The sequence below is a fragment of the Geodermatophilus sp. CPCC 206100 genome, from assembly GCF_048569675.1.
Classification (GTDB): domain Bacteria; phylum Actinomycetota; class Actinomycetes; order Mycobacteriales; family Geodermatophilaceae; genus Geodermatophilus.
In genome coordinates this window covers 15,810-41,944 of record NZ_JAQISV010000010.1, presented here as the reverse complement: position 1 = coordinate 41,944, position 26,135 = coordinate 15,810, and the positions used below count along the sequence as shown (strand labels likewise).

Sequence of the window (26,135 nt, the reverse complement as noted above, 5' to 3'; positions counted from 1 at the left end):
CCGGATCAGACCGACAGGACCTGACGGCCGTGGTGCTGGCCGCAGTTGGGGCACGCCTGGTGCGGGGGCTTCAGCTGGCCGCAGGCGCGGTTCGGGCACGGCGAGAGGGTGGGCGCGGACGCCTTCCACTGCGAGCGCCGGGCGCGGGTGTTGGCGCGGGACATCTTCCGCTTCGGGACGGCCACGGTCAGTTCTCCTCTGGGTTGTCCGCACCGGGAGTACCCGGTGCGGAGGTGAGTCGGCCGGCCGGCGAGGCGCCGAAGCGCTGCGCCAGGCCGGCCCAACGCGGGTCGAGCACCTCGTGGGAGTGGTCGGCCGGCAGGTCGTCGAGCCGCTGCCCACAGTCGACGCAGAGCCCGGCGCAGTCCTCGTCGCAGGTCGGCGCCAGCGGCAGGCTCAGGACGACGAGGTCGCGGACCATCGGCTGGAGGTCGAGGTGGTCGCCCTCGACGGTGCGGACCTCGTCCTCCTCGCTGGTGGCCTCGGTGGTGCTGCCGGCGTAGGCGAACAGCTCCTGCACGTCGAGGTCGAGGGTGTCCTCGATCGGCTCGAGGCAGCGGGCGCACGAGCCGACCAGGGGCACCTGGACGTCCCCGGAGACCAGCACGCCCTCCATCACCGACTCCAGCCGCAGCCGCAGCCGGACCTCGGCGCCCTCGGGGACGCCGATGAGCTCCACCCGCCAGTCCCCCGGCGCCGCGATGGTGCGCTCCAGCTCCTGCAGGGACCCGGCCCGGCGGCCGAGTTCGCGCAGGTCCACGCGCCAGGGGTCGGCAGCGGGACGCCGCGCCTCGTGAGACGCGGCGCCTGGACGGGGCGGCGGTGCGGAAGACATGTCAGTACTCGCGGTAGGCAGCTGGGGAGGGGGCCGGCCGGGGTGCGGGGACCCCGGCAGTCGGACCGGATGACAAGCCTACCCGATGCCCGTCCCCCGCCGTCCGGCCCGAGCAGGTGGCGACCGCCACCCCCGGGGGGCAGGGGGTCCTCCTACTCCCGCAGCGTGGAGCGGGCCTTCTCCACCGAGCGCAGCATCCGCTCCAGCGTGGTGCCGAAGTCGGCCAGCCGGGTGTCGACGTAGTCGTCGACCTCGGCGCGCATCCGGGTGACGTCGGCGACCGTCTGGGCGCCGAGCTCGTCGGCGCGGCTCACCGCGCCGCGGTAGACCTCGGTCTCGCTGACCAGCCGCTCGTGCTCGGCCTGTCCGGCGGCCAGGATCTCGGCGTGCTGGGCCTGCGCGTCGGCGATCAGCGCCTCGCGGTGCTGGCTGGCCTCCTCGACGATGCGCGCGGCCTCCTCCTCGGCCTGCGCGAGCAGGTCCTCGGCCTCGGCCTGCGCGCGGGCCAGCAGGTCGTCGCGCTGCCGGCGGGCGGTGCCGAGGATCTCCTCGCGCTGCCGGCGGGCCGCCACCACCACCTGCTCGCTCTCGCTGCGGGTGCGGCCGGTCAGCCGCTCGGCCTCGGCCTGCGCCTGCTGCAGGATCTCGGTGCGCTGCTCGACGATGGCCCCGGCCTTGTGCACGTCCTCGGGGAGGTTCTCGCGCAGGTCGTCGAGCAGGTCGAGCAGGACGTCGCGGGGCACCATGCAGGAGCCGCCGGACATCGGCACGTTGCGGGCGTTCTCGATGACCGTGCTGAGCTCGTCGACGGTCTCGTACAGCCGGTACACGACCTCCGTCATGAGCGCTGCTCCCGGTGGGCGAGAAGCCGCTCGTGGACGGCCTTGGGCACGAGGGTGGAGACGTCCCCACCGAAGGTGGCGATCTGCTTGACCAGGCTCGAGGACAGGTGCCCGACCTGCGGCGCCGTGGGCACGAACAGCGTCTCGATGCCGGCCAGCTCGCGGTTCATCTGCGCCATCTGCAGCTCGTACTCGAAGTCGCCGACCGCCCGCAGCCCCTTGACGATCACCGGGATGTCGGTCCTGCGGCAGTAGTCGACCAGCAGCCCCTGGAAGCTGTCGACGGTGACGTTGGGCAGCTCGGCGACCGCGTCGCGGAGCAGCTCCATGCGCTCGTCGACGGAGAACAGCCCCGCCTTGCCGGGGTTGACCAGGACGGCGACGACCAGCTCGTCGTACAGCGCCGCCGCCCGCTCGATGACGTCGACGTGCCCGTTGGTCACCGGGTCGAACGACCCGGGGCAGACCGCTCGCCTCACGGAGAGCGACCGTACCGGAGCACGGCCTCCCCGTAGCGGCGGTCGCGCACTCCGTGCAGGGGTGTCGGCCACTCCCACGGCTCCTCGCGGCTGGACCGCTCCACCACCAGCACGGCCTCCTCGGCCAGCCACTCCCCCGTGACCAGCGCCTGGAGCACGCCGAGGACCTCGGCGACGGGCGTGGCGTAGGGCGGGTCGGCGAGCACCAGGTCGAAGCGGGCCGGCGGCCGCCCCGCGACCACGGTGGGCACCGAGCCGGCGACCACCCGGCCGCCGGGCAGGCCGACGGTGGCCAGGTTGGCCTTCAACACCGGCAGCACGCGCGGCCCCGACTCGACGAACACCACCTGCTGCGCCCCGCGGCTGAGCGCCTCCAGGCCGAGGGCGCCGGAGCCCGCGTAGAGGTCGAGGACGGCGGCGCCCTCGAGGTCGAGCAGCGTCGAGAGGCTGTTGAACAGCCCCTCCCGCGCCCGGTCCCCGGTCGGGCGGACACCCGAGGGCGGCACCGCGAGCCGCCGTCCGCCGGCGAGCCCGGAGATGAGCCGCGTCACCCGCCCGCCTCCCTCACGCCTTCTCGAGGTACTCGGCGCGCTCGTCGGTGGCCAGCGCGGCGACCTCCATGGCCAGGCCCGGGTGGTCGGCCAGACCGCGTTCGGTGGCCAGCAGCGCGGTGGCCTCCGCCCGCGCCTCGGCGATGAGCTCCTCGTCCTCGAGCAGCGAGAGCAGCTTGATCGTCGACCGCCGGCCGGACTGGGCGGCGCCGAGCACGTCGCCCTCCCGGCGCGTCTCGAGGTCCAGGCGGGCCAGCTCGAAGCCGTCGGAGGTGGACGCCACCGCGGCCAGCCGCTGGCCGGTGGCCGACGAGGTGGCGGCCTCGCTCACCAGCAGGCACAACCCCGGGTGCTTGCCGCGGGCGACCCGGCCGCGCAGCTGGTGCAGCTGGCTGACGCCGAACCGGTCGGCGTCCATGACCACCATGACGGTGGCGTTGGGGACGTCGACGCCCACCTCCACGACCGTGGTGGCGACGAGGACGTCGATCTCGCGGGCGGCGAAGGCCCGCATGGTGGCCTCCTTCGCCTCCGGGGCGAGTCGGCCGTGCAGCACCTCCAGGCGCAGCCCGGCCAGCGGTCCGGCGCTCAGGGCCTCGGCGACGTCGATCACGGCCAGGGGCGGACGGCGGTCGGGAGCGTCGTCCGCGGGTGCGCCGTCGGCGTCGTCGGGCTCCTCCTCGGCGCCGGCGTCCTCGCCGATGCGCGGGCAGACGACGTAGGCCTGCCGCCCGGCCGCCACCTCCTCGCGCAGCCGCTCCCAGGCGCGGTCGACCCAGCCGGGCTTCTCCCGTACGGGCACCACGGAGCTGGCCACCCCGCCGCGGCCGCTGGGCAGCTGCCGCAGCGTGGAGGTCTCCAGGTCGCCGTAGACGGTCATGGCGACGGTGCGCGGGATGGGCGTGGCGGTCATGACCAGCACGTGCGGCGGCCGGTTCCCCTTGGCCCGCAGCGCGTCGCGCTGCTCGACGCCGAAGCGGTGCTGCTCGTCGACGACGACCAGCCCGAGGTCGGCGAAGTCGACGCCCTCCTGCAGGAGGGCGTGGGTGCCGACGACGATGCCGGCGCTGCCGTCGGCGACCGCGGCGCGGGCCTCGCGCCGGGCGGCGGCCTTCTGCGAGCCGGTGAGCAGCACGATTCGGGTGCCCTCCAGCGCCCCGTCCAGCTCACCGGCGCGGCCCAGCGGCCCGAGCAGCGCGCGGATGCTCCGGGCGTGCTGGGCGGCGAGCACCTCGGTGGGCGCCAGCAGCGCGGCCTGGCCGCCGGCGTCGACCACCTGCGCCATGGCCCGCAGCGCCACGACGGTCTTGCCGGAGCCGACCTCGCCCTGCAGCAGGCGGTGCATCGGCTGCTCCCGGGCCAGCTCGGCCGCCAGCTCCTCCCCCACCTCGCGCTGGCCCTCGGTGAGCGCGAACGGCAGCGCGGCGTCGACGGCGTCGAGCAGGCCGCCCGGCCGCGGGGGCCGAGCGATGCCGGGCTCGAGTGCGGCGGCCTTCCGGCGTGCGGCCAGGGTGAGCTGGAGGGTGAGCGCCTCGTCCCACTTCAGCCGGTGCTCGGCGTGCTCGACGTCCTCGGCCGAGGTGGGGCGGTGGATGTCGAGCAGCGCCGCCGCCAGGCTCGGCAGGCCATGGCGGGCGCGCATCTCCTCGGGCAGCGGGTCGTCGACGAAGCCGAACCCGCCGGCGGCGTCGAGCAGCAGCTTCACCGAGCGCTGGACGACCCAGCTCGAGACGTCCTTGGTGGCCGGGTACAGCGGGATGAGGGCGCGCGCCCAGTCCTCGTCGTCGTCGCCGGTCATGAGGTGGCAGTCGGGGTGGGCGAACTGCTTGCTGTTGCGCCACTCACCGACGGTGCCGGCGAACAGGCCCCAGGCGCCCTCCTGGAGGTTGGCGTGCCTGCGGTTGAAGAAGACCAGCTGCATCGAGTTCGCACCGTCGCCGACGGTCACCTCGGTGAGGGAGCCGGGCCGGTTGCGCATCTTCCGCGTCGTCACCTTGCGCACCTGGGCGAGGACGGTCACCCGGTCGCCGACCTGGAGGTCCTCGAGCTTGGTCATCTCCCCGCGGCGGGCGTACCTGCGCGGATAGTGCCGCAGCAGGTCGCGGACGGTGTGCAGGGACAGCTGCTCGGCCATGGCCTTGGCGGTCTTCGCCCCGAGGACGCGGTCGAGCCGAGTCGCCATGTCGACGGCCATCACTCCACCCCCACCTGGAGCGGCACCCCGCCGGGCCCGCCGTCGTAGCGGGCCACCTCCACGGTCGGGTGGACGGCCGACAGGTGCCGGCAGACCGCGTCCCCCAGGGGGGCGTCGGGCCCGACGACCAGCGTCACCAGCTCGCCGCCGGCCGACAGCATCCGGTCCAGCAGGTCGCAGCACACCGCGGCGGGGTCGCTGCCGATCAGCACGACGTCGCCCTCCGCCGAGCCGAGGACGTCGCCGGGCCGGCACCGCCCGGCGCTGGTCAGCGCCTCCTGCTCGGCCACGGCCACCTCGGCCCAGCGGGTCGCCGCCGCGGCCTCGGCCATGGCGATGACGTCGTCGTGGAAGCGCCGCGAGGGGTCGGCGACGGCGAGGGCGGCCAGCCCCTGCACCGGGGACCGGGTCGGGACGACGGCGACCTCGCGGCCCTCCTCACGCGCCCGCTCGGCGGCCCGGGCGGCGACTCCGGTCAGCTCCGGGTCGTTGGGCAGGACGACGACGTCGGCCGCGCCCGACCCGATGAGCTCGGCGAGCACCGCGTCCTCGGTGACGCCCTCGGGACCGCGGGACAGCACCCGCGCGCCCTCACCCGCGAACAGCTGCACCAGCCCGTCGCCGGGGACGATCGCGACGACCGCCCGCTCCCCGGCGACCGGCGCCGGCGGCCGGACCGGCGCCAGCGGCGTGACCGAGATCCGGTACGGCCGGCCGGCGTCGATGCCCGCCTCGATGGCGGCCCCGACGTCGGAGGTGTGCACGTGGACGTTCCACTCGCGGCCGGTCGGGGTGTCGACCCCGACGACGACGAGGCTGTCGCCGAGCGCGGCGAGCCGGTCGTGCAGCCGGGTCACCGCCGCGTCGTCGCTGCCGGCGAGCAGGTACTGGACCTCGCTGCCGGGGCCGGCCGGCGGCTGGTGCGGGACGTCGGCCGCGGACTCGTGCGGGCGGGCGGGCCGGCGGACCAGCGGCGGGCGGGCCGGCTCGACGCCGGTGACGGTGGTGACCAGCGCGTCGAGGACCAGGCACAGCCCGGCTCCGCCGGCGTCGACCACCCCGGCGTCGCGCAGCACGGCGAGCTGGCCGGGGGTCGCCTCGAGCGCCGCGCGGGCGCCGTCGGCCGCCGCCCCGACGACGTCGGCCAGCGCCGTCCGGTCGCCGGCCGCCGCGGCCACCGCGGCCTCCCCCCCGGCCCGCGCCACGGTGAGGAAGGTCCCCTCCTCGGGGTCGGCGACCGCGGTGTAGGCGGTGTCGGCGGCCTTCTGCAGCGCGGCGGCGAACGAGGGCCCGTCGGCCGGCGGCGAGTCGGCCAGCTGGTCGGAGAGGCCACGCAGCAGCTGGGCGAGGATCGTGCCGGAGTTCCCTCGGGCGCCCAGGACCGCGCCGCGGGCCAGCAGCTGCCACGCCGACTCGCCGCCCGCCGCGCCCGCGTCCAGGGCCGCCAGCGCCGCCTCGGCCGTGAGCAGCAGGTTGGTCCCGGTGTCGCCGTCGGGGACGGGGAACACGTTGAGCTCGTCGAGGCGGGTCCGGGACCCGGACAGGGCCGTGACCGCGGCCCGGCACCATCGACCGACCGCGGCGTCGTCGAGCGCCGTCAGCACGGGCGGAGGGTACCCAGCCGCTGCGACACGGCCCGGTCCGCGAGCGGCCGCGCCGCCCAGTGGGCAGCCGCGGTCCCGGCCCGGCCGACGGCCTCGCGCGGGAACGGCTAGACTGACGGACGGTCTGTACGCGGGCGCTTCTGCGCGCCGCCTTGTCTGAACGATTCTCTGGGAGTGATCCGCCGTGGCTGCCGTGTGCGATGTCTGTGGCAAGGGGCCCGGTTTCGGTATGTCGGTGTCGCACTCGCACCGCCGCACGCCGCGCCGTTGGAACCCGAACATCCAGTCCGTGCGGGCGCTCGTCGCCCCCGGCAACCGTCGCCGGATCAACGCCTGCACCTCGTGCATCCGCGCCGGCAAGATCACCCGCGCCTAGCAGCGGACCCCCGTCCTCCCCACCGCTCGTCGAGGGGCTGAGGACGGGGCCGACGGTTCGTGACGGACCCCGGAGGTCACCCGACCTCCGGGGTCCTTCGCGTGCGCCGGGATCAGCGGCCGAGCCCGCGGGCCCGGGCCGCCGAGACGACCAGCTCGACCACCGCGTCGAGCGGCAGGGCCGTGCTGTCGACCACCAGGTGGTAGTTCCCGGCCGCGGCGGGGTCCCGCCGGTAGAAGTGCCGCACGTACCCCTCGCGGGCCGCGTCGTTGGCCTCCTGGTCCCGCCGGAGCTCCTCCGCCGGCCGCCCGGTGCGGACCACCATCGCGCTCAGCCGCCGATCCCGCGGACCGTCGAGGCGGACGTGCAGCGCGTCGGGCCGGTCCCCCAGCACGATCGCGGCCGCCCGCCCGAGCACCACCCCGCCCGCACCGTCGGCGATCTCGCGGACGACTCGTTCGGTCTGCTGCCGGAACGCCCGCTCGTCGGGCTGCGGGGTCATCGGCACCACGCCGCCCACCGGGTCGGGCATCGTGCCCAGCGACGCGACGACCCGCCACAGTCCGCGGGCCACGCGCTCGTCGTTGGCCTCGGCGTCCGCGAGGGACACCCCCAGGCGCCCCGCCACCTGCGCCGGGATCGCCCGGTCGTGGAAGTCCAGGCCGAGCTGCTCGGCCGCCGCCCGGCCCACCTCGGCGCCCCCGGCCCCGTACGAGGCCGAGATCGTCACGACGCCCATGCCCGCTCCCTCCCCTCCACCGGCAGGTCCCGGCCCAGGAAGACCGCCCCCGGCGCCTGCGCGTAGATGCCGTACCCGGGCACCGGTGTGTAGCCCAGCGCCGCGTAGAGCGCCAGCGCCTCGGGCTGCCGGTCCCCCGTGTTGAGGACGACCCGGCGGTGCCCGGCCGCGGCGGCGCTGTCCTCCAGCGCGGCCATCACCAGCTCCGCCAGGCCCTGCCGGCGGACGGCCGGCTCGACGTAGACGCGCTTGACCTCCACGGTCCCGGGGGCGTGCACGCGCCACGCCCCGCAGCCGGCCGGCCGGCCGTCCACCTCGGCGACCAGGAACAGGCCGGCCGGCGGCGCGAACTCGGCGGGGTCGACGACGGCCCCGTCGGGACCTCCGTAGCGGACGACGTACTCCTGCTGCACGCGGGCGATCAGCGCGCGGGCCACCTCGTCGTCGTAGGGCACCGCGCGCAGGACGACGGGCCGCCCGTCGGCCAGCCGCGGCTCAGCGGAAGTGGACATGGCCGGTCCCCTCCGCGCCCAGGGCCGCGGCGACGGCGTCGGCCGGCTGCCCGTCGACCAGCACCCCCGGCGACCCGTCCGCGGCCCGCACCGCGCCGATCGCCGTCCAGCCCCATGGCAGCGGCGCCCCGGCGGGGAAGGTGGCGAGCAGCGCGTGGTCCTCCCCGCCGGTGAGCACCCAGGCCAGCGGGTCCCCACCGAGCGCCGCGGCCACCTGCTGCAGCGGTCCCGGCGGCTCGAGCGTGGCCCGGACCAGCGCGGCCCGGTCGAGGTCGACGCGCACGCCGCTGTCGGCGGCGAGGTGGCCGGCGTCGGCGAGCAGGCCGTCGCTGACGTCGCACATCGCCGTCGCCCCCGCCTCGGCGGCGGCCGGCCCGGCCGCGTAGGGCGGGGCGGGACGCCGGTGCGCGGCCACCGCCGCCGCCGGGCTCGTGAAGCCGCGGCGCAGCACCGCCAGCCCGCACGCCGACCAGCCGAGCCGGCCGGCCAGCGCCACCACGTCGCCCCGGCGCGCCCCCGAGCGCAGCACCGGCGCCCGCCCCCCGAGGTCGCCCAGCGCGGTCACGGAGAGGACGACGGCGCCGCTGTCGGGCGCGGCGGCCACGGTGTCCCCGCCGACCACGGCCGCGCCCAGCGGCGCGCACTCGGCGGCCAGGCCGGCCGCGACGCCCTCCAGCCAGGTGGTGGAGGTCTCCGGCGGGCAGGCCAGCCCGACCAGCAGCGCGGTCGCGACGCCGCCCATAGCGGCGACGTCGGCGAGGTTGGCCGCCGCCGCCTTGTGGCCGACGTCCTCGGGCGAGGACCAGTCGCGCCGGAAGTGCCGCCCCTCGACGAGCACGTCGGTGGTCGCCACCACGCGCCCGTCGGGAGCCCGCAGGACGGCGGCGTCGTCCCCGGGCCCCACGACGGACACCCGGGCGCTGCCGGCCCGGGCGAGGACCCGGGCGATGACGCCGAACTCGCCGACGACCCGCACGCTGTCGGCCGGGTCCTCCCGCGGCACCAGCGGTCGAGGACGAGTCATCGGTTCCCCCCCGCCGCTGAGGTAGGTTGCCGAACTGTCCGCCCACCGGCGCCGGCGCCGCACCGGCGGCGCTGCCCGAGGAAAGGTCTCCCGTGGTCCACGCCTACATCCTCATCCAGACCGAGGTCGGCAAGGCCGCCCAGGTCGCGTCGACGATCAGCCAGATCTCGGGCGTCACCAAGGCCGAGGACGTCACCGGCCCCTACGACGTCATCGTGCGGGCCGAGGCGGAGACCGTCGACGAGCTCGGGCGGCTGGTCGTGGCCCGGGTGCAGTCGGTCGACGGGATCACCCGCACGCTGACCTGCCCCGTCGTCAACATCTGAGTTGCTGACCGAGGACCGCCCGGTCGACGCCGCGGCCCCGGGGCAGCCGGCCGGGGGACGGCGGCCGGACGACCCGCTGCGGCGCGCCGCCCTGTGGGTGACCGCCGTCGTGCTGCCGGTCGTCGTCGTCCTGCTGGTGCTGGTGCGGGTGGTCGGGGACGACGGCGCGCCGGGCGGCGCGGACGACCCGGTCGCCGACGTCGAGGGCGCCCCCGTCCCGCAGCGGGCCGACCTGCCGCCGCTGCCGGTCGCGGTCCCCCCGGTGACCCCGGAGGCCGAGGCCGCCTGCCCGGCGCTCGTCGCCGCGCTGCCGCTGGAGCTCGCCGGCGAGCCCTCCCGCCGGGTGGAGTCGGACTCCCCGTTCGCCTACGCCTGGGGTGAGCCGCCGATCGTGCTGGTCTGCGGCGTCGACCGCCCGGCCGGCCTCGAGCCGACCTCCCCGCTCATCCAGATCAACGGCGTCAACTGGCTGGTCGACACCGACGACCCCGGCGCGATCGTCTGGACCGCCGTCGACCGCCCGGTGTACGTGCAGGTGACCGTCTCGGCCGACACCGACAGCGCCCCGGTCACCGCGCTCGGCCCGGTGATCAACGACACCCTGCCCGTGCAGGAGGTCCGGCCCGGGGGCTGAGCCGCTCAGGACGGCGGCAGCCGCTCCAGCTGGGCCGCGACCACGGCGTGCACCTCGTCGGAGGCCGCCGAGACCGACTCGGCCACGGCCACCACGCCCACGCTGAAGACCCCGTGCCCGCACCAGGCGAACGCCGCCGGGCCGTCCAGCCCGCTGTCGGGGGCGGCCTGCTCGACGGTGAGCAGCCGGCAGCCGCCGGGCAGGTGCGGCGGCTGGTCGCGCAGGACGCCGTCGTAGAACTCGGCGTCGTTCTCGGCCAGGTCGCGGGCGTAGTCCCCGGCGCCGGCGCGGGTGTCGAACTGGTCGACGAAGACGCTGGTCAGCGGGCCCGACCCCGAGCTCCAGAAGCGCTCCCAGCCGTAGCGGTAGCCGTAGGCGGCCAGCACCGAACGCTCGCGGTCCGGGTCGTCGGCGTACTCGGCGACGTCGTCGGCGGACTTCTCCCCCGCGGGCGGCGTGAGGTGCTCGTCGGGCACCCGGGGCAGCCCGGAGGGCACCTCGGTGACCAGCAGCTCCTCCAGCGCCTGGGCGGAGGCCGGGGTGGGGTCCGCGGCCGCGGCCGCGGCGGTGCCCTCGACCGACGTCGTGCAGGCGGTCAGGCCGGGCAGGACGGCCAGCAGCGCCGCCGCCGCGACCCGCCGGCTCACGCCCGCGCGCCGCCGTCGAGCGCTGGGTCCTGCGCCGGCCGGGAGGTCGCCACGGCGGCCTCGACGAGCCGGTCCACCACCTGCGCCGAGGTCACCCCCGTGGCCGCCCACATCCGCGGGTACATCGAGATCGGGGTGAAGCCGGGCATGGTGTTCACCTCGTTGACCACCAGCCGGTCCTCGCCGTCCGGGCCGGTGCCGAGGAAGAAGTCGACCCGCGCCAGGCCCTGGCAGTCCATCGCCAGGTAGGCCCGGCACGCGGTCTCCCGGACCGCCCGGGTCTGCTCCGGCGTGAGGTCCGCGGGGACGTCGAAGTCGGCGGCGTCCTCGAGGTACTTGGCGGTGAAGTCGTACCAGTCGGTGCCCGGGCGCAGCCGGATCTCGGCCGGCAGGCTGGCCTCGGGCAGGCCGCCGCCCGGACCGGCCAGCACGCCGCACTCGATCTCCCGCCCCGGGACGGCGGCCTCCACGACCACCTTGGGGTCCACCGCCGCTGCCGTGGCCACCGCCTCGGGGAACTGCACCCAGTCGGTGACCCGGCTGATGCCGATGCTCGACCCGGCCCGGGAGGGCTTGACGAACACCGGCAGCCCCAGCCGGTCGCGGGTGGCGGCGTCGAGCACGCCGGGGTCGGCCGACAGCGCGCCGGCGGCGTCCCGGAGGACGACGTGGTCGCCCTGCGGCAGGCCGGCGGCGGCGAGCAGCTTCTTGGTGAACTCCTTGTCCATCGACGCCGCACTGGCGAGGACGCCGGAGCCCACGTAGGGCAGCCCGCTCATCTCCAGCAGCCCCTGGATGGTGCCGTCCTCGCCGTGCGCGCCGTGCAGGACGGGGAAGACGACGTCCACCTCCACCAGCGGGCCGCCGGCCAGGGGCAGCAGCCCCCGCCCGGAGGGGTCGCCCACCAGCGTCACGGGCGTTCCGCCGGTGACCTCCGGCAGCGCGCCGTCGACGATCTCCAGGCGCAGGCCGGGGTCGGGCAGCACCCACCCGCCCGCACGGGTGATGCCGACGGGCACCACCTCGTACCGGTCGGGGTCGAGTGCCGCGAGGACCGCTCCGGCGGAGACGCAGGAGATGGGGTGTTCGACGCTGCGGCCGCCGAAGACGACGGCGACGCGCAGCGTGCCGGGCTGTCCGCTCATCGCGGCCGACACTAGTGGAGCCTCCTCCGGGCGCCCCGGCGACGGGCGGGCCGCGGCGCCGTCCGGCCTCCGGTGTGGCAGCCTCCACCCGATGCACGACAACGTGGCGGCCCCGCCCCAGGGGAGGCGTTCCGACACCCCCCGCTCGCGGCGGCTGGCCGGGGCGGCGGTGCACGTCTACACCGCCACCGGCTCGGTGCTCGCGCTGCTGATCGTGCTGGCCGCCGTCGACGGGGACGCGGTCACCGCCCTGTGGCTGGGCCTGGCCGCGCTCGTCGTCGACGGCACCGACGGGATGCTGGCCCGCTGGGCGCGGGTCAAGGAGACGATCCCCTGGTTCGACGGCGCGCGGCTCGACGACATCGTCGACTACCTGACCTACGTCTTCGCGCCCGTCGTCCTGCTGTGGACCACGGGCTCGCTGCCGTCCGGGGCGATCGGCTGGATCGTGGCCGCGCTGCCGCTGCTGGCCTCCTGCTACCAGTTCTGCCGGGTGGACGCGAAGACCGACGACAACACCTTCCTGGGCTTCCCCAGCTACTGGAACGTGGTGGCCTTCTACGCCGTCGTGCTCGACGTGCCGCCCGGCGCCGTGGCCGCCTTCGTCGTCGTCTTCGCCGTGCTCGTGTTCGTGCCGGTGCGCTACCTGTACCCGTCGCGCACCCTCGCGCTGCAGGGCGTGAGCCTGCTGCTGACCGCGGTCTGGTTCGCCACCTACGCGGTGCTGCTCGTGCAGTACCCCGATCCCCACCCGGTGGTCGTCGGGCTGTCGCTGTCCTACCTCGTCTACTACCTGGGGGTCAGCGGCTGGCTGACCGCCCGGGCGGCGCACCGGAGGCGGCAGGCGGCCCGCAGCGGGCGGGAGGACGGGCCGGCCTGACGGTCATCCCCGGAAGGGGCTGCGCAGCACCAGCTCGACGTTGCGGTCGCCCGGCCCGCCGGCCAGCCCGGCGGCCAGGCCCGCCCACGGCACGTTGGCCGACAGCTCGCGGTGCAGCGAGGCCAGGGCGGCCGGCGCGCGGGAGGCGGGGTCCAGGGGGTCCGGCGGCCGGGCGGGGCTGTCGTGGTCGACCATGGTGCAGACCAGCGACAGCGTGCCGTCGCCGTTGTCGAGGAACTCGATCAGCCGCGCCTGCCCCGGCCAGTCGACGACCGCGCAGGTGGTGACCTCCCAGAAGCCGCGGCCGGGCTCCGCGGGCGAGCCCCAGGGGCGGACCTCGCTGACGTGGGTGTGCCCGTTGAGCCACAGGACGACGTTGGGGAACCGGTGCAGCAGGGCGACCAGCTCCGGGCCGCCGAGGTCGCCGGCGCCGGCCGCGGAAGGGGGCCGGAAGGGGTCGTGGCGGGCCAGCGTGCTCGAGCCGTGGTGGGAGATGACGACGACCAGCCGGTCCTCGTTGCCGGTGACCACCCGGGTGCCGTCGGGCGCGAGGTGGGACGAGGAGACCTCGGCCAGCCGGTCGGCCAGCCAGCGGCCCTGCTCGGCGTCCAGCGAGCCGTCGCCGCCGCCGGTGACCCGGGTGGTGTCCAGGCAGAGCACCCGGATGCCGGGCAGGCCGTCCCAGGCGTAGTAGGCCGTGCCGTCCCGGAGGTTGTCCTCGGTGAACCCGTGCCCGGCCGGCAGCCCCCCGTCGGCCAGGTGGGCGGCCACGAAGTCGCGGCGGTCGATGAACCGCCGGGCGGCCAGCGGCGTGACGGTGCGCGCACCGGCGGTGGTGAAGACCTCCGAGGAGTGCGTGAACAGCCGCAGGGCGTCGTCCAGCGGCACGTCGGGGGCCAGCTCCACCGGCTTGCGGTCGGCCAGCAGCAGCCCCTGCAGCGCCGGGGTGGGGACGCCGACGCCCTGGATGAGCGCCTCGTGGTTGCCGTGGCAGCCCAGCCACGGCAGCCGCAGCCCCTCGGCGGTGAACGAGGCGAACGCCGCGGCCAGCAGCCCCGGCCGGTCGGGGAAGCCGTGCCGCGACCGGTAGAGATCGGGCTCTCCCCCGCCGTCGCACTCCGGCCGCCAGAACAGGTCGTGCGGCCAGCCGGCGGCCTGCACCCCGTCGTAGGCGGTCAGCCCCGCCCCGGGGGACACCCGCCCCCCGCCGAGGATGGACAGCAGCAGCTCCAGCTCGTTCCACTGGGCGTTGTCGATGGCGTCGCCGGTGGTCAGCACGACCTGCACGGGGGAGCCGGTGCGCGGGCCGCCGGAGATCCCGTTGAGCGTCCGGACCAGCGCGTCGATGGCGTGCGCGGTGATCGCCTCCTGGGGCCGGTGCATCGGCACCAGCGCGCGCATCCGCGGGTCGGTGAAGTGCCCGTTGAAGAACTCGAAGCGCGCCGGGGAGCACACGTCGGCCAGCTGCAGGTCGGTGACGTGCGCGAGGCAGGCCAGGGCCCGGACGCCGGTGCGCGGGGGCTTCCACGACGGGTCGACCAGGTCGCGGCGGGCCCGGTGCGGCTCGCCGGCGGACCAGGCCAGCGCGTGGTAGTCGGTGTCCCGCCCGCGGCCCAGCACGGGCCCGGCGCCGAGCACCCGCTCCAGGGTGGTCCGGCTCACAGCGCGTCGAGCGCGGTGCCGAGGTCGGCGACGAGGTCGGCGGTGTCCTCGATGCCGCAGGAGAGCCGCACGAACCCGGCGGGCACGGCGTCGCCGCCCCACTGCGCGCGCCGGTCCAGGGTGCTGTGCACACCGCCGAAGCTGGTCGCCGCCGTCCACAGCCGGCACGCCCCGAGCAACGTCGACACCGCCGCCTCGTCGGCCAGCTCGGCGGAGACCACGCCGTTGGGGCGCAGCATCTGCCGCGTGGCGAGCGCGTGCGACGGGTCGCCGGGGCGCCACGGCCACCGCACCCCGGTCACCGACGGGTGGGTGGCCAGCAGCTCGGCCACGGCCGCGGCGGTGGCCGCCTGGCGGGCCAGCCGCAGGTCCAGGGTGCTCATCGACCGGTGCCCGAGCCACGCCTCGAACGGCCCCGGGACACTCCCGGTGGAGTCGCGGAAGGCCTTGACGCGGGCGTACAGCTCGTCGTGGGTCGTGCTCACGTGCCCGAGCAGCAGGTCGCTGTGGCCGGTCAGGGCCTTGGTGTCGCTGCCCAGGGTGAGGTCGGCGCCGAGCTCCAGCGGCCGCTGCCCCAGCGGCGTGGCCGTGGTGTTGTCGACGGCCAGCACGGCGCCGGCCGCCCGGGTGGCGCGGGCGACGGCGGCGATGTCGCAGACGTCGAGCTGCGGGTTGCTGGGCGTCTCGATCAGCACCAGCCGGGCGCCGGCGAGGTCGCCGCGGGCCGCGACCGCCTCGATCTCGGGGGTGGCGACGTACTCCACCCGGACGCCGAACCGCTCGAGCTCCTCACGCGCCAGCAGCCGGGTCGTGTAGTAGCCGTCGGAGGGCAGCACCACCCGGTCGCCCGCCCCGGCGACGGCCAGGACCGCGGCGCCGATGGCGGCCATCCCGGTGGCGAAGGACAGGCAGCGGCCGCCGTCGAGCTCCCCGACCGCCGCCTCCAGGACCCGGAACGTGGGGTGCTCGGTGCGGGCGTAGGCGTCGGCGCCGCCGGCGCGGGGCGGCTGGTCGCCGAGGTGGTAGGGGGCGGCGAACACCGGCGAGGGCCGCAGCGGCGCGCCCGGCACGGGGGCCGGCTCGCCGGCGCGCACCGACCGGGTGCCGTCGCCCCAGCTGGCGTCCATCACTCGGGCTTGGCTTCGCGGGACATGATCTCCTTGACGATCTGGGGCACCGGGACGCCGTCGTGGCAGACCCGGACCACCGCCTCGGTGAGGGGCACGTCCACCCCGTGCGCGCGGGCGAGGTCGAGCACCGGCCGGCAGCTCTTGACCCCCTCGGCGACCTGGCGGGTGGTCCGCTGCACCTCCTCGACCGTCATGCCCCGGCCGAGCCGCTCCCCGAACGTCCGGTTGCGCGACAGCGGCGAGCTGCAGGTGGCCACCAGGTCGCCGAGGCCGGCCAGGCCGGCGAAGGTGGTCAGCTCCGCGCCGAGGGCGACCCCCAGCCGGGCGGTCTCCGCCAACCCGCGGGTGATCAGCGAGGCCCGGGTGTTGTCGCCGAAGCCCATGCCCTCGGTGATCCCGCAGGCCAGGGCGATGACGTTCTTCACCGCGCCGCCGAGCTCGCAGCCGACCAGGTCGGGGTTGGTGTAGGGCCGGAAGTAGGGGGTGTGGCAGGCGGCCTGCAGCTGTCCGGCGCGCGAGGGGTCGGAGCAGGCGATCACGGTCGCGGCCGGCTGCTCCTCGGCGATCTCGCGCGCCAGGTTCGGCCCGGACAGCGCCGCCACCCGGTCCTCGCCCGCGCCGGTGATCTCGCAGATCACCTGGCTCATCCGCTTGGTGCTGCCCAGCTCGATGCCCTTCATGAGCGACAGCAGGACGGCGTCGGAGGGCAGCAGCGGCGCCCACTCGGTGAGGTTGGCGCGCAGCGACTGCGAGGGGACGGCGAGCACGACGACGTCGGCGCCCCGCAGCGCCTCCGCCGGGTCGGTCGTGGCGCGCAGCCGGTCCGGCAGCCGGATGCCCGGCAGGTAGTCGGGGTTCTCGCGGGTCTCGGTGATCGCCCGGGCCAGCTCGGGACGGCGGGCGTGCAGCGCGACCGCGCAGCCGGCGTCGGCCAGCACCTTGGCGAAGGTGGTGCCCCACGAGCCGGCACCCAGGACGGCGGCCCGCGTGCCGTGCCCGCCGCCTCCGAGGTCGCTCACGCGGCGCTCCCGGGCCGGTCGTCCCCGGGCAGGGGGTGGGCCGGTCCCGGCGCGAACCCCCCCGGGGCGGGCTCACCCCGCAGCTCGGCCAGCTGGTCGCGCACGGCGCCCATCATGCGGTCGGTGACCTCGCGCAGCAGGTCGCCGCTGAGCGCCCGGCCGGCCCGCACCTGCGCCCGCAGGTCCTCGAGGTCCAGCGGCTCGCCGACCAGGTAGTCCGCCGGCGTCCGCAGCCGCAGGTGCAGCTTCTTGGCGTGGTAGTCGTGGACCCGCTGCGGCCCCCACTGGGCCACCGGGAGGACGACGGCCTCCGTGGTCAGCGCCAGCCGGGCCACGCCCGTGCGGGCCTGCATCGGCCACCAGTCCGGGTCGCGGGTGACCGACCCCTCCGGGTAGATGACGACGACGTTGCCCGCGGCCAGGTCGGCCTGGGCCGCCGCCAGCGACCTCCGCGCCTCCGCCGAGCCGCGTGCCACGGGGATCTGGCCGGCGGCCCGGAGGATGCGGCCGGCCAGCCCCCTGAACACAGCGGCCTTGGCGAGGAAGTGCGGCACCCGCCCGCAGTCCCAGACCAGCCGCGCGCAGGCCAGCGGGTCGAGCACGGAGACGTGGTTGGCCACCACGATCACCGGGCCGGTGCGCGGGAAGCGCTCGGGGTGCCGGTACCGCAGCCGGAAGACGAGGGAGGCCACCGGGTACACGACGACGAAGCACAGCCACAGCGCCGGCGGGAACGGCCGGCGGGTGCGCCACCTGGACGGCGTCCGCCCGGGGCGCGCGCCGCCGGTCGCCGGGGACCGGTCCTGGCTCACCGGCACCCTCCCTCCTGCCACTCCCGGGGCCCTGCGCACCGGGATGGGATCTGCGCCCATGATCGGGCCTGCGCCGGTCCCGCGCGTGCACGGGGTCCCCGCCGGGCCCCTCCGGCGCTCCCGTGTGCTCACATGGGCAGGTGCGGAGCTGGTCGGTCGTGGTCCCCGCGAAGCGGCTCGCGGTCGCCAAGACGCGGCTGACCCCGCTCACCGACACCCTGGGCGGCCCGCCGGGGAGCGCGCACGCCGAGCTGGTCCTCGCCCTGCTGTCCGACACCGTCGCCGCCGCGCTGGCCTCTCCCGCGGTCGGGGGCGTCCTCGTGGTCACCGACGACCCGGCCGCGGCCGCGGTCGTCACCGCGCTGGGGGCACGCACCGTGGCCGACGAGCCCGACCGCGGGCTCAACGCCGCGCTGGCGCACGGCGCGCGGGCCGCCGGCGGTCCGGCGGTGGCCGCCCTCTCCTCCGACCTGCCGGCGCTGCGGCCGGCGGAGCTGACCGCGGCGCTCACCGCCGCCGGGACCGCGCCGCGCTGCTTCGTCGCCGACGCGCAGGGCACGGGCACCACGCTGCTCACGGCGGCCGGGGCCGACCTGGCCCCCGCGTTCGGTGCCGGCTCGGCGCAGCGGCACCGCGCCGGCGGGGCGGTGCGGCTGACCGGCGACTGGCCGGGGCTCGCGCGCGACGTCGACACCGCCGCGGACCTCGAGGCCGCACTGGCGCTGGGAGTGGGCCCGGCGACCGCCGCCCTGCTGGTCGGGGACCGGCGGCCCGGCCCCTGACCGGGCACCCGCCGTTCACCTTGCTGCGGCACGATGACCGGGTGCCCTCCACTCGATCCGGCGTGCCCGCCGACCGGTACATCAACCGCGAGTTGTCCTGGCTGGACTTCAACGCCCGGGTGCTCGACCTGGCGGAGGACGAGTCGCTGCCCCTGCTGGAGCGGGCCAAGTTCCTGGCGATCTTCGCCAGCAACCTCGACGAGTTCTACATGGTCCGCATCGCCGGGCTGAAGCGCCGCCAGAGCACGGGGCTCACCGTCCGCTCCCCCGACGGGCTGACCATCCGGGAGCAGCTGGCGCGGGTCACCGAGCGCACCCGCGACCTGGTGCACCGGCACGGCGACGTCTTCACCAAGGACATCACGCCCCGGCTGGAGGAGGCCGGGATCCGGATCGTGCACTGGGAGCAGCTCGCCGAGCCGGAGAGCACCCGGCTGCGGGAGTACTTCCGCGACCAGATCTTCCCGGTGCTGACCCCGCTCGCGGTGGACCCGGCGCACCCCTTCCCCTACATCAGCGGGCTGTCGCTCAACCTCGCCGTCTCGGTGCGCGACCCCGACACCGGGGCGCCGCGGTTCGCCCGGCTCAAGGTGCCCAACAACGTGCCGCGCTTCATCCCGGTCGGCGCGGACACGGCGCACGACGCGGCCTCGGAGGCGACCTTCCTGCCGCTCGAGGACCTCATCGCCGCCCACCTCCAGCAGCTGTTCCCCGGCCTCGACGTGCTCGACCACCACTTGTTCCGGGTCACCCGCAACGCCGACCTGGAGGTGGAGGAGGACCGCGACGAGGACCTGCTGCAGGCCCTGGAGCGCGAGCTGGCCCGCCGGCGGTTCGGACCGGCGGTGCGGCTGGAGGTCGCCGAGTCGATGGACCCCCGGATCCTCCAGGTGCTGATCAACGAGCTGGAGGTCGACAAGGAGGACGTCGTCCACGTGCCCGGGCTGCTCGACCTGGGCGCGCTGTGGGCGCTGTACGCCCTGGACCGGCCCGAGCTCAAGGACGACCCGTTCGTGCCGGCGACGCACCCGCGGCTGTCGGAGGGCGAGACCCCGAAGAGCGTGTTCGCCACGCTGCGCGAGGGCGACGTCCTGGTCCACCACCCCTACCACTCGTTCGCGACCAGCGTGCAGCGCTTCATCGAGCAGGCCGCCGCCGACCCCAACGTCCTGGCGATCAAGCAGACCCTCTACCGGACCTCCGGCGACTCCCCCATCGTCAACGCGCTCATCGACGCCGCGGAGGCCGGCAAGCAGGTCGTGGTGCTGGTCGAGATCAAGGCGCGCTTCGACGAGGAGGCCAACATCAGCTGGGCCCGCTCGCTGGAGCGCGCCGGCTGCCACGTCGTCTACGGGCTGGTCGGGCTGAAGACGCACTGCAAGACGGCGCTCGTGGTGCGCCGCGAGGGCAGTGTCATCCGCCGCTACTGCCACATCGGCACGGGCAACTACAACCCCAAGACCGCCCGGCTCTACGAGGACCTCGGCATCCTCACCGCCGACCCCCGGGTGGGCGCCGACCTCACCGACCTGTTCAACACCCTGACCGGCTACTCGCGGCAGACCAGCTACCGCCGGCTCATGGTCGCTCCGCACGGGGTCCGCGCCGGGCTGCTGGAGAAGTTCCGCCGGGAGGCCCGGAACGCCGCCGAGGGCCGGCCGGCCGGCATCCGCATCAAGATCAACAGCCTGGTCGACGAGCGCATCATCGACGCGCTCTACGAGGCGTCGGGCGCCGGTGTGCCCGTCGAGCTGTTCGTCCGCGGCATCTGCTCGCTGCGGCCGGGCGTGCCGGGGCTGTCGGAGAACATCCGGGTGCGCTCGATCGTCGGGCGGTTCCTCGAGCACTCGCGGGTCATCAACGTCCGCAACGGCGGCGAGGACGAGTGGTGGATCGGCAGCGCCGACCTCATGCACCGCAACCTCGACCGGCGGGTGGAGGTGCTGCTCCAGGTGTGCGACGACCAGGCGCAGCGCCTGATGCAGGGCGTCTTCGACGCCGCGATGGCCGACGACGTCCGCTGCTGGGAGCTGGGCCCCGACGCGACCTGGACCCGCCTGGAGGGCCGGGACTACCAGGCCGGGCTCATGGCGCAGGCCACCGAGCACGCCGTCGCGGCCGGCTGATGGTGGTCCGGGCCGCGGGCGGGGCGCTGTGGCGGCCGGCCGGCGACGGCGCCGTCGAGACCGCGGTGGTGCACCGGCCCCGGTACGACGACTGGTCGCTGCCCAAGGGCAAGCTGGACGACGGGGAGCACCCGCTGAGCGCCGCCGTCCGCGAGGTGGTCGAGGAGACCGGGCTGGACGTCGTCGCCGGGCGGCGCAGCGTGCGCACCGAGTACGAGGTCGACGAGGGCACCAAGCGGGTCGACTACTGGCTGATGCGGGTCACCGGCGGGGAGTTCGTGCCGAACGACGAGGTCGACGAGCTGCGCTGGCTGCCGCTGGAGGACGCCGCCGCCCTGGTGAGCCACGAGGCCGACCGGGCGGTGCTGGCCGACCTGTCCCGCACCGGCGTCCCGCGGGAGCTCACGCTGCTCCTGGTGCGGCACGGCCGGGCCGGGGACAAGAGCTCGTGGGACGGCCCCGACGACGCGCGCCCGCTGGACGGCAAGGGCCGACGGCAGGCCGCCCGGCTGGCCGAGGTGCTGCCGCTGTTCCGGCCCACCGCGGTCCGCACCGCGCGACGCACCCGGTGCCGGCAGACGGTGGAGCCGCTGGCCGAGCACGTGGGGCTGGCGCTGGAGGAGCTGCCGGAGCTGGGCGAGGAGGAGTACAGCGCCGACCCGCCGGCGGGGCTGGCCGCCGTCGAGCGGCTGCTGGCGCCGCGCGAGGAGCCGGGCGTCACCGTCGTCTGCAGCCAGGGCGGGGCGATCCCATCGGTGCTGATGAGCCTCGGCGTCCGCTGGGCCGGGGCCGCCGGTGCCCTGTGGCCGCCGGCGGCGAAGGGCAGTGTGTGGGCGCTGGGCGGCCGCCCCGGAGCGCTGGCCGCCGACTACTACCGCGACTTCTGGCCCGACGGCGACGACCCGGGCCCCCGCTGAAGGCCCCGTCCCGGGTCCCGCCCCGAGCCTGCGAAGGGTGGGGAGGACGGGGTCCCGCCTCAGAGGACGGGCAGCGCCTTCGGCAGCCACGGCTGGCGGGCGGCCTCGTAGGCCTCGACGTCGGCCAGGTGGCGCTCGGTGAGCCCGACGTCGTCCAGCCCCTCCAGCAGCCGCCAGCGGGTGTAGTCGTCGATGTCGAAGGGCACGACGGTGTCCGCGTAGCGCACCTGCTTCTCCTGCAGGTCGACGGTCACCTCGGTCGTGGGGTCGGCCTCCACCGCCGCCCACAGCGCCTCGACGTCGGCCTGGGGCAGCAGCACGGTGAGCAGCCCGGCCTTGGTCGAGTTGTTGCGGAAGATGTCGGCGAACCGGGAGCTGATGACCGCCCGGAAGCCGCCGTCCATCAGGGCCCAGACGGCGTGCTCGCGGGAGGAGCCGGTACCGAAGTCCGGTCCCGCGACCAGGACCGAGGCGTTCGCGTACTCGGGCCGGTTGAGCACGAAGTCGGGCTCGTTGGTGCGCCAGGCGACGAACAGGCCGTCCTCGAAGCCGGTGCGGGTGATCCGCTTGAGGTACTCGGCCGGGATGATCTGGTCGGTGTCGACGTTGGTCCGCCGCAGCGGGGCCGCGGTGCCGGTGTGCGTGGTGAAGGCGTCCATCGGGCTCAGACTCCAGCGCTCTCGAGGGCCGGCTCCAGGTCGGCCGGGGCGGTCAGGTGGCCGGTCAGCGCGGTGGCGGCGGCGACGGCGGGGCTGACCAGGTGGGTGCGCCCGCCCTTGCCCTGCCGGCCCTGGAAGTTGCGGTTGCTGGTGGACGCCGAGCGCTCCCCCGGCTCGAGCTGGTCGGGGTTCATGCCCAGGCACATGGAGCAGCCCGCGCCCCGCCACTCGGCGCCGGCCTCGAGGAACACCTGGTCGAGGCCCTCCGCCTCAGCCTGCGCCTTGACCGCCACCGAGCCCGGGACGACGAGCATCCGGGTGTCGGGGTCGATGTGCCGGCCGCGCAGCAGCTCGGCGGCGACCCGCAGGTCCTCGATGCGGCCGTTGGTGCAGGAGCCGAGGAAGACCGTGTCGACCTCGATCTCGCGCAGCGGGGTGCCCGGCGTCAGGCCCATGTAGGCCAGCGCGCCCTCGACGTCGCGCCGGGAGTCCTCGTCGGCGATCTGCGCCGGGTCCGGCACGCTGGCCGAGATCGGCAGGCCCTGGCCGGGGTTGGTGCCCCAGGTGACGAACGGCGCCAGGGTCGCCGCGTCGATGACCACCTCGCGGTCGAAGACGGCGCCCTCGTCGGTGCGCAGGGTCTCCCAGTACTCGACCGCGGCGTCCCAGTCAGCGCCCTGCGGCGCGTGCGGCCGGCCCTGCAGGAAGTCGAACGTCGTCCGGTCGGGGGCGATCAGCCCGGCCTTGGCGCCGGCCTCGATCGACATGTTGCAGATCGTCATGCGGGCCTCCATCGACAGCTTCTCGATGGCGCTGCCGCGGTACTCGATGACGTGCCCCTGGCCCCCGCCGGTGCCGATCTGCGCGATCACGGCCAGGATGACGTCCTTCGCGCTCACCCCGGGCGGCAGCTCGCCGTCGACGGTGACCGCCATCTGCTTGGGCCGGTACTGCGGCAGCGTCTGGGTGGCCAGCACGTGCTCGACCTCGCTGGTGCCGATGCCGAAGGCCAGCGCGCCGAACGCCCCGTGGGTCGACGTGTGGCTGTCGCCGCAGACGATCGTCATGCCCGGCTGGGTCAGGCCCAGCTGCGGGCCGATGACGTGCACGATGCCCTGGTCACGGTCGCCCATGGGGGCCAGCCGGATGCCGAACTCGGCGGCGTTGCGGCGCAGCGCCTCGACCTGCGCGCGGCTGACCGGGTCGGCGATCGGCGCGAGGATGTCCAGCGTCGGGACGTTGTGGTCCTCGGTGGCCATCGTGAGGTCGGGCCGGCGCACGGTCCGCCCGGCGGCCCGGAGCCCGTCGAAGGCCTGCGGGCTGGTCACCTCGTGCACGAGGTGCAGGTCGATGAAGAGCAGGTCCGGCTCGCCTGCGGCACTGCGGACGACGTGGGCGTCGTAGACCTTCTCCGCCAGGGTCTTCGGCACGGCTGGTCCCTCCTGGTTCGCGGCTCGCACCCCATCGTGCAGCTGTCGCTGGCCATCTCATGGTGTGGGATGCGAGTATTGCTACGTGGGACAGCCTAACCCCGTTGCCGTGCTGGACAAAGCGGTGGCGATCCTCCGCGCCGTCGCCGCCGAGCCGGCGACGCTCGCCGAGCTGGTCGAGCGCACCGGCCTGCCGCGCGCGACGGCCCACCGGCTCGCGGTCGCGCTCGAGGGTCACCGCCTGGTTCGCCGCTCGCCCACCGGGGCCTGGACGCCGGGACCCGGGCTGGCCGAGCTCAGCCGCGGCACCACCGACCTGGCCGGGCTGGCCGGCCGGCACCTGGTCGCGCTGCGCGACGCCAGCGGGGAGAGCGCCCAGTTCTACGTGCGCGACGGCGCCAGCCGGGTCTGCGTGGCCGCCGCGGAGCGCACCAGCGGCCTGCGCGACACCGTCCCGGTGGGCGCCCGGCTGCCGATGACGGCGGGGTCGGCCGCGCACGCGCTGCTGGCCTTCGCCCCGGCCGACGAGGTGACCCCGCTGCTGCCGGCGGCCAGCTTCACCGCCCGCACGCTGCTCGACGTCCGCCGGCGCGGGTGGGCGCACAGCGTCGCCGAGCGCGAGCCCGGGGTGGCGTCCCTGTCGGCGCCGGTGCGAGACGCCAACGGCGGGGTGCTGGGCGCGGTCTCGATCTCCGGGCCGGTGGAGCGCCTGGGCCGCCGCCCCTCCCCCGAGGTGGTCGGCGCGGTGCTGGAGACCGCCGGCGCGATCTCCCGCGCCGCCCGCTGACCCTCCGGCCGTCGTGGCCACGGAGGCCCTCCGCGGCGGCGGGTCAGTGACCGGGCGGCGGGCCCTCGCCGTCCTCGGCCGGGCGCTCCTCGACGACGACCGGGCGCAGCCGCGACCACAGGGCGAACGCGGCGGCGAACACCAGCATCGCGATGCCGGTCCACAGGTTGGCGTTGACGTCGCCGGTCTTCGCCCGCTCCGCCTCGTCGTTGGCGAACAGCCCCATGAGGACGAGCACCACCCCGTAGAAGCCGACGAGACCGGCGATGACGTTGCGGACGTCGAACGCCGCCGCGGGGTGCCTGCGCTGCTCGGTCACGTCCCGATCCCCTCTCACCGGAAGACCACGTTCAGGGCGACGACCAGGACCAGGGAGATCCCGGCCAGCTTGGTCGGCGACTGGTACCAGGGCAGCAGGTGCGCCTCCGGGTCGGTGCGCTGCTCGCGCGGCGTCTCGGAGTACACCAGCCCGGCCAGCTCGGCCACCGGCTTCGGCCGGGTGACCAGGGTGACCACCACGCTGACGACGATGTCGACGACGAACGCGGCGCTGGCGGCGACGAAGCTCGCCCCCTGACCGCTGAGCGGGATCACGCCCACCGACGCGGCGCCGAGCGCGTCCTCGCTGAGCACCGCGACGAGGACGGCGCCGAGCGTGCCGGACACCAGGCCCGCCCACCCCGCGGTCGGCGTCATGCGCTTCCAGAACATGCCGAGGATGAAGGTGGCGAACAGCGGGGCGTTGAAGAAGCCGAACAGCGTCTGCAGGTAGTCCATCAGGTTGCTGTAGCCGGAGGCGATCAGCGCGGTCCCGATGGCGACCACCGTCGCGCCGACCGTCGCCCACCGGCCGACCTTCAGGTAGTAGCCGTCCGGCCGGTCCGTGCGCACGTACTGCTGCCACAGGTCGTAGCTGAAGACGGTGTTGAAGGCGGAGATGTTGGCCGCCATGCCGGCCATGAACGCGGCCAGCAGGCCGGCGATCGCGACGCCGAGCAGGCCGTTGGGCAGCACGTCGCGGATCAGCCCCAGCATGGCGTCGTTGTACTGGAGGGCGCTGTCCTCGCCGGCCTTGAGCTGCTGGATCTCCGGCACCAGGACGCCGGCGATGATGCCGGGGATGACCACGATGAACGGCACGAACATCTTGGGGAAGGAGCCGATGATCGGCGTGCTGCGGGCCGCGGACATCGACTTGGTCGCCATGGCCCGCTGGACCTCGACGAAGTTCGTCGTCCAGTAGCCGAACGAGAGCACGAAGCCCAGGCCGAACACGATCCCGATCACCGACCACACCGGGCTCTCGAACGTGGACAGCTCGGTGCCGGGCCAGGACCGCAACTGCTCCCCGTCCCCGGCGTCGGTCACGCGGTCGATGAGCCCGCCGACCCCGCCGACCCGGTGCAGGCCGATCAGGGTGAGCGGCAGCAGCGCGGCGACGATCACGAAGAACTGCAGGACCTCGTTGTAGATGGCCGCCGACAGCCCGCCGAGGGTGATGTAGCTGAGCACCACCGCCGCGGCCACGATCAGCGACACCCACAGCGGCCAGCCGAGCAGGGACTCGACGATCGTGGCGAGCAGGAACAGGTTGATGCCGGCGATGAGGACCTGGGCCACCGCGAAGGACAGCGCGTTCACCAGGTGCGCGCCGGTGCCGAACCGGCGGCGCATGAACTCCGGGACGCTGCGCACCTTCGACCCGTAGTAGAAGGGCATCATCACCACGCCCAGGAAGAGCATGGCGGGCACCGCGCCGACCCAGAAGTAGTGCATGGTCGGCATGCCGTACTGCGCCCCGTTGGCCGACATCCCGACGATCTCGACCGCGCCCAGGTTCGCCGAGATGAACGCCAGGCCGGTCACCCACGCCGGCAGGGACCGGCCGGAGAGGAAGAAGTCCAGGCTGTCGGAGACGCGGCGGCGGGCCGCGAACCCGATCCCCAGGACGACGGCGAAGTAGACGGCGACGAGCACGTAGTCGACGACGTTCGCGTCGAGGCGTAGGGCGTCCACGGGGTGA

28 protein-coding genes are annotated in these 26,135 nt (G+C 75.5%); 8 read left to right on the top strand and 20 right to left on the bottom strand.

Annotated features, from left to right (window positions below; all coding sequences use genetic code 11):
* Window positions 1-5: 5 nt before the first annotated feature.
* The 7 genes from rpmF to PGN05_RS05555 form a co-directional block, all read right to left on the bottom strand.
* Window positions 6-185, bottom strand: coding sequence for a 50S ribosomal protein L32 (gene rpmF / locus PGN05_RS05585; RefSeq protein WP_419751537.1), 180 nt, complete (start codon window positions 183-185; stop codon window positions 6-8).
* Window positions 186-187: 2 nt separating this feature from the next.
* Entirely contained in the window at window positions 188-760 is a 573-nt protein-coding gene (locus PGN05_RS05580) for a YceD family protein (protein ID WP_419751536.1), read from the bottom strand.
* Window positions 761-987: 227 nt separating this feature from the next.
* A complete protein-coding gene (locus tag PGN05_RS05575; RefSeq protein WP_419751535.1) occupies window positions 988-1,677 on the bottom strand; it encodes a hypothetical protein in 690 nt (229 codons plus the stop codon).
* A complete protein-coding gene (coaD, locus tag PGN05_RS05570; RefSeq protein WP_419751534.1) occupies window positions 1,674-2,156 on the bottom strand; it encodes a pantetheine-phosphate adenylyltransferase in 483 nt (160 codons plus the stop codon). Before coaD ends, PGN05_RS05575 begins: the two co-directional genes overlap by 4 nt.
* Window positions 2,153-2,707 carry a 16S rRNA (guanine(966)-N(2))-methyltransferase RsmD gene (gene rsmD, locus PGN05_RS05565; RefSeq protein ID WP_419751533.1) on the bottom strand — a complete coding sequence of 185 codons (555 nt, stop codon included), beginning with the start codon at window positions 2,705-2,707 and terminating at the stop codon, window positions 2,153-2,155. The genes coaD and rsmD overlap by 4 nt, the downstream gene beginning before the upstream one ends.
* A gap of 13 nt (window positions 2,708-2,720) precedes the next feature.
* Window positions 2,721-4,889 carry an ATP-dependent DNA helicase RecG gene (recG, locus tag PGN05_RS05560; RefSeq protein WP_419751532.1) on the bottom strand — a complete coding sequence of 723 codons (2,169 nt, stop codon included), beginning with the start codon at window positions 4,887-4,889 and terminating at the stop codon, window positions 2,721-2,723.
* Window positions 4,890-4,900: 11 nt separating this feature from the next.
* The gene (locus tag PGN05_RS05555; protein WP_419751531.1) at window positions 4,901-6,505 is read right to left on the bottom strand and encodes a DAK2 domain-containing protein; all 1,605 of its coding nucleotides are present in this window, start codon (window positions 6,503-6,505) and stop codon (window positions 4,901-4,903) included.
* Window positions 6,506-6,689: 184 nt separating this feature from the next.
* Between PGN05_RS05555 and rpmB the strand changes: the two genes are divergently transcribed.
* Complete coding sequence (gene rpmB, locus PGN05_RS05550; RefSeq protein ID WP_419751530.1) at window positions 6,690-6,881, top strand: 50S ribosomal protein L28; 192 nt, start codon at window positions 6,690-6,692, stop codon at window positions 6,879-6,881.
* 112 nt (window positions 6,882-6,993) lie between these two features.
* Here the strand turns inward: rpmB and PGN05_RS05545 are convergent, their stop codons facing one another.
* From PGN05_RS05545 to PGN05_RS05535, 3 genes are read right to left on the bottom strand one after another with little or no spacing between them, the layout of a single operon-like run.
* Window positions 6,994-7,620 carry an AAA family ATPase gene (locus PGN05_RS05545; RefSeq protein ID WP_419751529.1) on the bottom strand — a complete coding sequence of 209 codons (627 nt, stop codon included), beginning with the start codon at window positions 7,618-7,620 and terminating at the stop codon, window positions 6,994-6,996.
* Window positions 7,608-8,132, bottom strand: coding sequence for a GNAT family N-acetyltransferase (locus PGN05_RS05540; protein WP_419751528.1), 525 nt, complete (start codon window positions 8,130-8,132; stop codon window positions 7,608-7,610). The genes PGN05_RS05545 and PGN05_RS05540 overlap by 13 nt, the downstream gene beginning before the upstream one ends.
* Entirely contained in the window at window positions 8,116-9,156 is a 1,041-nt protein-coding gene (locus tag PGN05_RS05535; protein ID WP_419751527.1) for a thiamine-phosphate kinase, read from the bottom strand. Before PGN05_RS05535 ends, PGN05_RS05540 begins: the two co-directional genes overlap by 17 nt.
* Before the next feature lie 92 nt (window positions 9,157-9,248).
* Between PGN05_RS05535 and PGN05_RS05530 the strand changes: the two genes are divergently transcribed.
* Together PGN05_RS05530 and PGN05_RS05525 are read left to right on the top strand one after the other, a co-directional pair.
* Window positions 9,249-9,482, top strand: a complete 234-nt coding sequence (locus PGN05_RS05530; RefSeq protein ID WP_135140864.1) for an Lrp/AsnC ligand binding domain-containing protein — start codon at window positions 9,249-9,251, stop codon at window positions 9,480-9,482.
* A 1-nt stretch (window position 9,483) separates the two neighbouring features.
* The gene (locus tag PGN05_RS05525; protein WP_419751526.1) at window positions 9,484-10,116 is read left to right on the top strand and encodes a DUF3515 domain-containing protein; all 633 of its coding nucleotides are present in this window, start codon (window positions 9,484-9,486) and stop codon (window positions 10,114-10,116) included.
* Between the two features lie 5 nt (window positions 10,117-10,121).
* Here PGN05_RS05525 and PGN05_RS05520 read toward each other — a convergent pair whose 3' ends face one another.
* Both PGN05_RS05520 and PGN05_RS05515 read right to left on the bottom strand, forming a co-directional pair.
* Window positions 10,122-10,763, bottom strand: a complete 642-nt coding sequence (locus PGN05_RS05520; protein WP_419751525.1) for a hypothetical protein — start codon at window positions 10,761-10,763, stop codon at window positions 10,122-10,124.
* Window positions 10,760-11,908, bottom strand: a complete 1,149-nt coding sequence (locus PGN05_RS05515) for a D-alanine--D-alanine ligase family protein (protein WP_419751524.1) — start codon at window positions 11,906-11,908, stop codon at window positions 10,760-10,762. Before PGN05_RS05515 ends, PGN05_RS05520 begins: the two co-directional genes overlap by 4 nt.
* 91 nt (window positions 11,909-11,999) lie before the next feature.
* On the opposite strand from PGN05_RS05515, the gene PGN05_RS05510 reads away from it, so the two are divergent.
* Window positions 12,000-12,788 carry a CDP-alcohol phosphatidyltransferase family protein gene (locus tag PGN05_RS05510; protein WP_419751523.1) on the top strand — a complete coding sequence of 263 codons (789 nt, stop codon included), beginning with the start codon at window positions 12,000-12,002 and terminating at the stop codon, window positions 12,786-12,788.
* A 3-nt stretch (window positions 12,789-12,791) separates the two neighbouring features.
* Here PGN05_RS05510 and PGN05_RS05505 read toward each other — a convergent pair whose 3' ends face one another.
* Genes PGN05_RS05505 through PGN05_RS05490 form a run of 4 tightly spaced genes read right to left on the bottom strand, consistent with a single transcriptional unit; the run spans window position 12,792 to window position 17,411 of the window.
* Window positions 12,792-14,450: a TIGR03767 family metallophosphoesterase gene (locus PGN05_RS05505; protein WP_419751522.1), complete on the bottom strand. Its 1,659-nt coding sequence runs from the start codon at window positions 14,448-14,450 to the stop codon at window positions 12,792-12,794.
* Window positions 14,447-15,577 carry a cystathionine gamma-lyase gene (locus PGN05_RS05500; RefSeq protein WP_419751521.1) on the bottom strand — a complete coding sequence of 377 codons (1,131 nt, stop codon included), beginning with the start codon at window positions 15,575-15,577 and terminating at the stop codon, window positions 14,447-14,449. The genes PGN05_RS05505 and PGN05_RS05500 overlap by 4 nt, the downstream gene beginning before the upstream one ends.
* Entirely contained in the window at window positions 15,577-16,599 is a 1,023-nt protein-coding gene (locus PGN05_RS05495) for an NAD(P)H-dependent glycerol-3-phosphate dehydrogenase (RefSeq protein WP_419751520.1), read from the bottom strand. The genes PGN05_RS05500 and PGN05_RS05495 overlap by 1 nt, the downstream gene beginning before the upstream one ends.
* Window positions 16,596-17,411, bottom strand: coding sequence for a lysophospholipid acyltransferase family protein (locus PGN05_RS05490; RefSeq protein WP_419751519.1), 816 nt, complete (start codon window positions 17,409-17,411; stop codon window positions 16,596-16,598). The genes PGN05_RS05495 and PGN05_RS05490 overlap by 4 nt, the downstream gene beginning before the upstream one ends.
* Before the next feature lie 158 nt (window positions 17,412-17,569).
* Between PGN05_RS05490 and cofC the strand changes: the two genes are divergently transcribed.
* The 3 genes from cofC to PGN05_RS05475 are packed head-to-tail and all read left to right on the top strand — an operon-like array spanning window position 17,570 to window position 21,236.
* Window positions 17,570-18,193 carry a 2-phospho-L-lactate guanylyltransferase gene (gene cofC / locus PGN05_RS05485; protein WP_419751518.1) on the top strand — a complete coding sequence of 208 codons (624 nt, stop codon included), beginning with the start codon at window positions 17,570-17,572 and terminating at the stop codon, window positions 18,191-18,193.
* A gap of 41 nt (window positions 18,194-18,234) precedes the next feature.
* Entirely contained in the window at window positions 18,235-20,319 is a 2,085-nt protein-coding gene (locus PGN05_RS05480; RefSeq protein WP_419751517.1) for an RNA degradosome polyphosphate kinase, read from the top strand.
* A complete protein-coding gene (locus tag PGN05_RS05475) occupies window positions 20,319-21,236 on the top strand; it encodes an NUDIX hydrolase (RefSeq protein ID WP_419751516.1) in 918 nt (305 codons plus the stop codon). The genes PGN05_RS05480 and PGN05_RS05475 overlap by 1 nt, the downstream gene beginning before the upstream one ends.
* Before the next feature lie 59 nt (window positions 21,237-21,295).
* Here the strand turns inward: PGN05_RS05475 and leuD are convergent, their stop codons facing one another.
* Together leuD and leuC are read right to left on the bottom strand one after the other, a co-directional pair.
* Window positions 21,296-21,895 (bottom strand): 3-isopropylmalate dehydratase small subunit, encoded by a 600-nt coding sequence (gene leuD, locus PGN05_RS05470; RefSeq protein ID WP_419751515.1) that lies wholly within the window; start codon window positions 21,893-21,895, stop codon window positions 21,296-21,298.
* Between the two features lie 5 nt (window positions 21,896-21,900).
* On the bottom strand, window positions 21,901-23,325 hold the full coding sequence (gene leuC / locus PGN05_RS05465) for a 3-isopropylmalate dehydratase large subunit (RefSeq protein ID WP_419751514.1): 1,425 nt from the start codon (window positions 23,323-23,325) through the stop codon (window positions 21,901-21,903).
* Window positions 23,326-23,410: 85 nt separating this feature from the next.
* On the opposite strand from leuC, the gene PGN05_RS05460 reads away from it, so the two are divergent.
* Complete coding sequence (locus PGN05_RS05460; RefSeq protein WP_419751513.1) at window positions 23,411-24,112, top strand: IclR family transcriptional regulator; 702 nt, start codon at window positions 23,411-23,413, stop codon at window positions 24,110-24,112.
* 43 nt (window positions 24,113-24,155) lie between these two features.
* Here PGN05_RS05460 and PGN05_RS05455 read toward each other — a convergent pair whose 3' ends face one another.
* Window positions 24,156-24,431, bottom strand: coding sequence for a hypothetical protein (locus PGN05_RS05455; protein WP_419751512.1), 276 nt, complete (start codon window positions 24,429-24,431; stop codon window positions 24,156-24,158).
* A 14-nt stretch (window positions 24,432-24,445) separates the two neighbouring features.
* Window positions 24,446-26,128 carry a sodium:solute symporter family protein gene (locus PGN05_RS05450; RefSeq protein ID WP_419751511.1) on the bottom strand — a complete coding sequence of 561 codons (1,683 nt, stop codon included), beginning with the start codon at window positions 26,126-26,128 and terminating at the stop codon, window positions 24,446-24,448.
* Window positions 26,129-26,135: the final 7 nt, after the last annotated feature.